This window comes from Selenomonas sp. oral taxon 138 str. F0429 (genome assembly GCF_000318175.2).
Taxonomy (GTDB): Bacteria; Bacillota; Negativicutes; order Selenomonadales; family Selenomonadaceae; genus Centipeda; species Centipeda timonae.
In genome coordinates this window covers 113,689-119,863 of record NZ_KB290931.1, presented here as the reverse complement: position 1 = coordinate 119,863, position 6,175 = coordinate 113,689, and the positions used below count along the sequence as shown (strand labels likewise).

Annotated in this window: 7 protein-coding genes; all 7 read left to right on the top strand. The window is 45.1% G+C overall.

Translation table 11 applies throughout. The features are described from left to right. The first annotated feature begins 102 nt into the window (after positions 1-102). The 7 genes from HMPREF9163_RS04315 to HMPREF9163_RS04285 all read left to right on the top strand — a co-directional run bounded on the left by HMPREF9163_RS04315 (position 103) and on the right by HMPREF9163_RS04285 (position 6,146). A complete protein-coding gene (locus HMPREF9163_RS04315; RefSeq protein ID WP_009440449.1) occupies positions 103-516 on the top strand; it encodes a MaoC family dehydratase in 414 nt (137 codons plus the stop codon). Next, positions 516-1,250, top strand: a complete 735-nt coding sequence (locus tag HMPREF9163_RS04310; RefSeq protein ID WP_009440448.1) for an SDR family NAD(P)-dependent oxidoreductase — start codon at positions 516-518, stop codon at positions 1,248-1,250. Before HMPREF9163_RS04315 ends, HMPREF9163_RS04310 begins: the two co-directional genes overlap by 1 nt. Positions 1,251-1,279: 29 nt before the next feature. After that, the gene (locus tag HMPREF9163_RS04305) at positions 1,280-1,528 is read left to right on the top strand and encodes an acyl carrier protein (RefSeq protein WP_009440447.1); all 249 of its coding nucleotides are present in this window, start codon (positions 1,280-1,282) and stop codon (positions 1,526-1,528) included. A 3-nt stretch (positions 1,529-1,531) separates the two neighbouring features. Further along, positions 1,532-2,980, top strand: coding sequence for an MBOAT family protein (locus tag HMPREF9163_RS04300; protein WP_009440446.1), 1,449 nt, complete (start codon positions 1,532-1,534; stop codon positions 2,978-2,980). Between the two features lie 62 nt (positions 2,981-3,042). Beyond that, complete coding sequence (locus HMPREF9163_RS04295; protein ID WP_009440445.1) at positions 3,043-4,056, top strand: GHMP kinase; 1,014 nt, start codon at positions 3,043-3,045, stop codon at positions 4,054-4,056. 23 nt (positions 4,057-4,079) lie between these two features. Further along, a complete protein-coding gene (locus tag HMPREF9163_RS04290) occupies positions 4,080-4,781 on the top strand; it encodes a nucleotidyltransferase family protein (RefSeq protein WP_037346016.1) in 702 nt (233 codons plus the stop codon). A 33-nt stretch (positions 4,782-4,814) separates the two neighbouring features. After that, positions 4,815-6,146: a sugar phosphate nucleotidyltransferase gene (locus HMPREF9163_RS04285; RefSeq protein WP_009440443.1), complete on the top strand. Its 1,332-nt coding sequence runs from the start codon at positions 4,815-4,817 to the stop codon at positions 6,144-6,146. Positions 6,147-6,175: the final 29 nt, after the last annotated feature.

Sequence of the window (6,175 nt, the reverse complement as noted above, 5' to 3'; positions counted from 1 at the left end):
TTTTGAGAAGATTACGCAGGAGGGAGATGATACTGTCTGGAAACTGTCTCTTGATACTTATCAGAAACAGGGGAAATTCATTTCCTTAACGGAGGTATCTGCATGAATCACTTGACCTATGAAGAGCTTTATGTGGGACAGAGTGCTGCGTTTACGCGCGAGGTTACAGCGGAAATGATGCAGCAGTTCCGTGCAGTCTCCGGCGATAATAATCCACTCCATGTAAGTTCTGACTTCGCACGGGATCATGGCTTTTCGGATCGCGTTGTCTATGGGATGCTGACCGCATCGCTCTATAGCTGCCTTGCAGGGGAACATCTTCCGGGGGAGCACTGCTTGCTGCAATGCGTACATAGCGATTTTTTACACCCCGTATTTATTGGCGATACCCTGCGTGTAGAGGGGAAGATTACGGAGAAAAATGACAGCGTTCGGCAGATTATTGTCAAGGCAGCCATTCGCAATCAAGACGGGAAGAAAGTCTCCAAGGCGAGAATAGAAGCGGGGGTGCTTTGATGGGAAAACGATATTTATTGCTTGGCGCCTCGTCTGATCTTTGCTGCACATTCCTGCGGCGGCATAGGTGGCAGGAAGACGACGAGATCGTCGCCCAGTATTTTCGCAATGTGAAAGAACTGGAAAAAATAGCGCAAGAAATTCCTGCGCAGATGAGGTTGGTACAAGCTGACTTTCGTGATGAAGAGAGTACGATGGCTTTTGCAAACGGGCTGAAATCGGAGGGATTCGTACCGACACATATCCTCCATGTTCCTGCTGTACCAATTGTAAATCAGCGATTTACAGAGATCACTTGGAGTGATGCAGAGGGGCAAATGACCGTCCAATGCAGAGCGCTTGTCGTTGTTTTGCAGTCGTTTATCAAGCAGATGGCGAAGGCTAAGCAGGGGAAGATTGTGATCGGGCTTTCCTCGTGTACGATCAATGTGCCGCCGAAATACCTGTCAAGCTATGTTATGGCAAAATACGCTCTCATGGGGCTTGGGAAAGCACTTGCCGTCGAGTATGCGCCGAAGAACATTCAGATCAATATGGTATCTCCGTCGATGATGGAGACGAAATTCCTTCAAAATATGCATGAGCAGGTTGTTCAGCAGAGTGCGGCTGGGAATCCTGCAAAGCGCAATGTAACGACAGAGGATGTTGTCGGAGTGATTGAATATCTGTTTTCTGATGCGAATACCTTTATCACAGGCGTTAACATTCCTGTGACGGGCGGCGATGGCTTCTAAGTGATCTAAAGATAAAGGAGTAGATAATCATGACCAAAGAAGAAATCTTAAACGACCTCCAGCCGATTTTTCAGGATGTTTTTGATGATGAGGATATTGTCATCACCAATGAGAGCAATGCAGAGCAAATCGAGGATTGGGACTCGCTGTCTCACATCCGTCTTGTTGTTGCTATCGAAAAGCAGTTCGATATCAAGTTTGCCTTTGGTGAGTTGCAGGATCTGAAGAATGTTGGCGAAATGATTGACCTCATTCAGGAAAAGATAGAGGAGAATTAAGCAGTGCTTTTTAACTCATATGAGTTCCTGTTCCTGTTTCTCCCGATTGCCGTTGGCGGATATTTCTTTCTCGGCAATCGGGAGAAAACATCGGAATGGGCAAACATCTGGCTCGTCGGACTTAGCCTGTTCTTTTATTCCTATTGGGATATTAAGTATCTGCCGCTCCTTTTGCTGAGCATCGGCTTCAACTATGTGATCAGTGGCTACATCATCCGATACCGCAAGGAAAAACAAAAGAAAAATGCAAAGACGATGTTCCTGTTGGGAATTATTTTTAATGCAGGATTGCTTGGCTTCTTCAAGTATACGGATTTCTTCCTTGAGAATTTGAATTATCTGGGTGCGCAGTTCCCTCTCCTGCATATTATCCTTCCGCTCGGCATCAGTTTCTTTACGATTACGCAGATGGTCTATCTCGTAGACTGTTATGAAGGGGTGGCAAAAGAGCGTAACCTCATTCATTATGCGCTGTTTGTATCGTTCTTTCCACACCTTTTGGCGGGTCCGATCCTCTATCATCGTCCCATGATGAAGCAGTTTAAGGATGCTACTTTGCGTCGTGTGGACTGGGATAATATGGGACGCGGGTTGAGTCTGTTTATTATTGGCCTCGCAAAGAAAGTGTTGATTGCGGACAGCTTTGTTACTGTTGTTGCGAAAGGTTTTGCTCATCCGGAGCAGCTCACCTTGGTGGACAGCTGGACCGTTGCCATCTGCTACATGATGCAGCTATACTTTGATTTTTCCGGATATAGTGATATGGCAGTTGGTATTGCCCGTATGATGAACATTAACATACCCATTAACTTCGATGCGCCATATCGTGCCTATGGTATTATTAACTTTTGGCAGCGTTGGCATATGTCTCTAACTACGACGATCACCAACTATCTTTATACACCGATGGTGATGGTGTGTAAGAAAATTACATTCGGCAAGGCGATGGCAGCTACCTTTGCCTCGATGTTTATTGCAGGCATTTGGCATGGTGCCGGATGGACTTATATTATTTTCGGTTCACTGCATGGACTTGGACTTGTCCTCAATCATACGTGGAAGAAATACCATCTCTGGATGTGGAAGCCTCTTGGGTATGTTCTGACGCTTGGATTGGTTTTGGTAGCATTTGTCTTTTTCCGTGCGGAGTCTGTTACGGATGCACTTCAAGTTTTGTATGCAATGGTTGGTGGGAATGGCGTCCTTTTACCCCCGGCGGTTGCCACCTTTATGAACGGGAATTTTGATACCAACTTGATGGCACTTTCAGAATATGATGTTCCTAGGAAAACACTTGTTGTCTTGTTGTTAGTGGTTTTCTGCCCTAGCTCGAATAATATTATTAAAAAATTACAACCTAACTACAAATGGGCAGTCGTTTTGGCGGCGTTGTTTTCCTACGGGATAGCTTCTTTATCACAAATGACAGAGTTCTTATACTTTCAGTTTTAATAATTCATTTGTCACAATTATGATGTGTTTTGATAATAATTTTTGAATTAAGGAGATGTCTTATGATCATCACAAAAACTCCTTTTCGGATGTCCTTCTTCGGTGGGGGAACAGACATCGCCGAATTTTACGAGAAATATGGTGGAGCAGTGTTGTCAACAACGTTTGACAAGTATTGCTATGTTACCGTTCGACATCTACCTCCTTTTTTTGATTACGCGAGCGAGTTTTCCTATGCCAATATCGAGCGCGTGCGTAGCGTTGATGAAATTGAGCATCCTCTTATCCGTAATTTGATGAAGTTCAAGGATATGCATGAGATCCGCCTTTCTTATGAGGCAGATTTACCTGCGAGAACCGGGTTGGGAACTTCATCCTCTTTTGCCGTAGGAATGTTGAATGCGTTTTATGGCGTTAAAGGAAAACGTGTGGATAAGCATCGATTGGCAGATGAAGCCATCTATGTAGAGCGTGTTCTTTGCGGGGAAGCCGGCGGAATTCAAGATCAGATTGCTGCAGCGTATGGCGGGCTTAACCGTATTGATATGAACCGAAACGGATATAAAGTCACGCCTGTCATTATTTCAAATCAGAGAAAAAAAGAGTTTAATGAGCATTTGCTTCTTTTCTTCACAGGCTTTTCTCGTATATCCGCAGATATTCAAAAGAAAACAGAGGCAAATATTAGCAATAAAACTAAGGAGCTTTTAGAAATGAAGTCCTTGGTTGATGATGCCGAGGAAATCCTGGTATCGAATGGTGACCTTAATGAGTTTGGTAAACTATTACATTATACTTGGGAGCTGAAGCGCGGAATTTCAACGGCTGTTTCTACAGATTATATTGATGATATTTATCAACGAGCGATTCGAGCGGGCGCGATAGGGGGAAAACTGCTAGGTGCAGGGGGGGGCGGTTTTTTGCTCTTTTTTGTGGAGCCGGATAAGCAGGATGCCGTATTGGAAGAATTAAATGAGTTGCTATATGTTCCTTTTGCTTTTGAAAACGATGGGACGCAGGTGATCTATTTCAAGGCAGAGGATTATAGTATACCTGAGCAGTATTTGAGAGGATAGAACATTAGTTAGAGAGGGTGTTTATGGAGGCAATTATTCTAGCGGGAGGATTTGGTACAAGATTGCGACATGTTGTTACAGATGTACCGAAACCAATGGCGCCGATGGATGATAACGGAACCCCTTTTTTGAATATTCTGTTGGATAAATTGATGGCAGCGAGGTTTACGCGTGTTATCTTATCAACCGGGTATATGCGTGATAAGATCAGGGCATACTACGGATTGAAATACGGTAAGCTTGATGTAAGTTACTCTGAAGAAGAAACGCCTCTTTTTACAGGTGGAGCAATAAAAAAGGCGCTTAGGCAATGCGCAAAAGATAGTGTCTTTGTTCTGAATGGTGACACCTGTTTTGATGTGGATTTTTCGCAGATGCGCTTATTGTTTCAAACGAGTGAAGCAGATGTTGTTATGGCGATTAAGTGGATGGATGATTGTAGCCGTTATGGAACAGTAGAGAGAAGCGGTGGGCGGATCGTAAGTTTTCACGAAAAACTTGCTCAAACAAAAGGCTGGATTAATGGAGGTTGTTATTGCCTTAAAAGAGAATTGTTGGAACTTGAGGCTGAAAAGTTTTCATTTGAAAAATATATGGAAGACAATATAGACAAAAAGAAAATTATCGGATATGAATCCAGAGGTTTTTTTATAGATATCGGCGTCCCGGAGGATTATTATATGGCCAGGAAACTATACGGCATAAAACCATCTGGCTCTGTCTGAAATACCTTTGACTTATGTTTGTGGAGGTTTGATATGCAGATCGTATTGCTTTCCGGTGGTGCTGGAAAACGCCTCTGGCCTCTCTCGAATGACCTTTATTCGAAGCAGTTTCTCCGTCTTCTGAAAAGGGAAGATGGCACACATGAGTCGATGATTCAGCGTGTTTGCCGTCAGCTTCAAACGGCTGTCCCTGGAATTCCCATAACTATTGCGACAGGACGGGAGCAGGTCTCGCTGATTCGACGACAGCTTGGCTCAGGTGTGAATATCTCCATTGAGCCATGCAGGCGTGATACATTTCCTGCGATTGCCTTGGTCTGTGCGTATTTGCATGAGGTGTGTGGCGTTCCTCTGGGTGAGGCAGTTGCAATCTGTCCTGCCGATCCTTATGTCGAAGGAGATTATTTTCATGTGGTTCTCCGGCTGCTTGAGGAGGCTGAACGGAAAGAAGCTGCAAATCTCGTGCTGATGGGGATTGAGCCGACCTACCCGAGTGAGAAGTATGGTTACATTATTCCTGCTTCTCAGGAATCGCAGAGCATGGTGCAGTCGTTCAAGGAAAAGCCGAACAAGGAAACCGCTGAGGAGTACATTGCGCAGGGAGCATTGTGGAACAGCGGCGTTTTTGCGTTCAAGCTTGGCTATGCACTTGATAAAGCACGTGAACTGCTGGACTATATTGACTATGAGGATCTCTTCAACCGCTATGAGGAACTCACCAAAATTAGTTTTGATTATGCCGTGGTTGAGAAAGAAAAAAATATTGCAGTTCAGCGTTATAGCGGGACATGGCTTGACATTGGTACATGGAATACGCTTGCCGAGGTGATGCCTGAGTCTTCGATCGGTCGTGTCACGATGGATGAGATGTGCAAAAATGTCCATGTTGTGAATACGCTCCCCATGCCGATCCTCTGCATGGGCCTGAAGGATGTTGTGGTTGCGGCGAGTCCGGAGGGCATTCTCATTTCGGATAAGGAGCGTTCCAGTGCGATGAAGCCTTATGCAGAGAAGCTTCATACACCGGTCATGTATACCGAAAAATCATGGGGCGAGTTCCGCATTATCGACGCGGAAACGGAGAGCCTTACGATCAAGATTACGCTTAGTCCGGGACACTCTCTTACCTATCATTTGCATGAGCGTCGAGATGAGACTTGGACAGTGATCAAGGGGCGCGGCTGGGTGAAGCTCGATGGCAACGAGTTCGCCGTCGCCGAGGGGCAGACGGTGCGCATTCCGCGTGGGTCGTTCCATACGATACGAGCAGAGACCTTGCTGAAGGTAATGGAGATCCAGACGGGTGAGGATATTGATGTAGAGGATAAGATTGTGTGGGAAATTCATCGGGAAACTGCTATGTAGTTGGGGTGTTTGTGAAGATTAGCAGAATA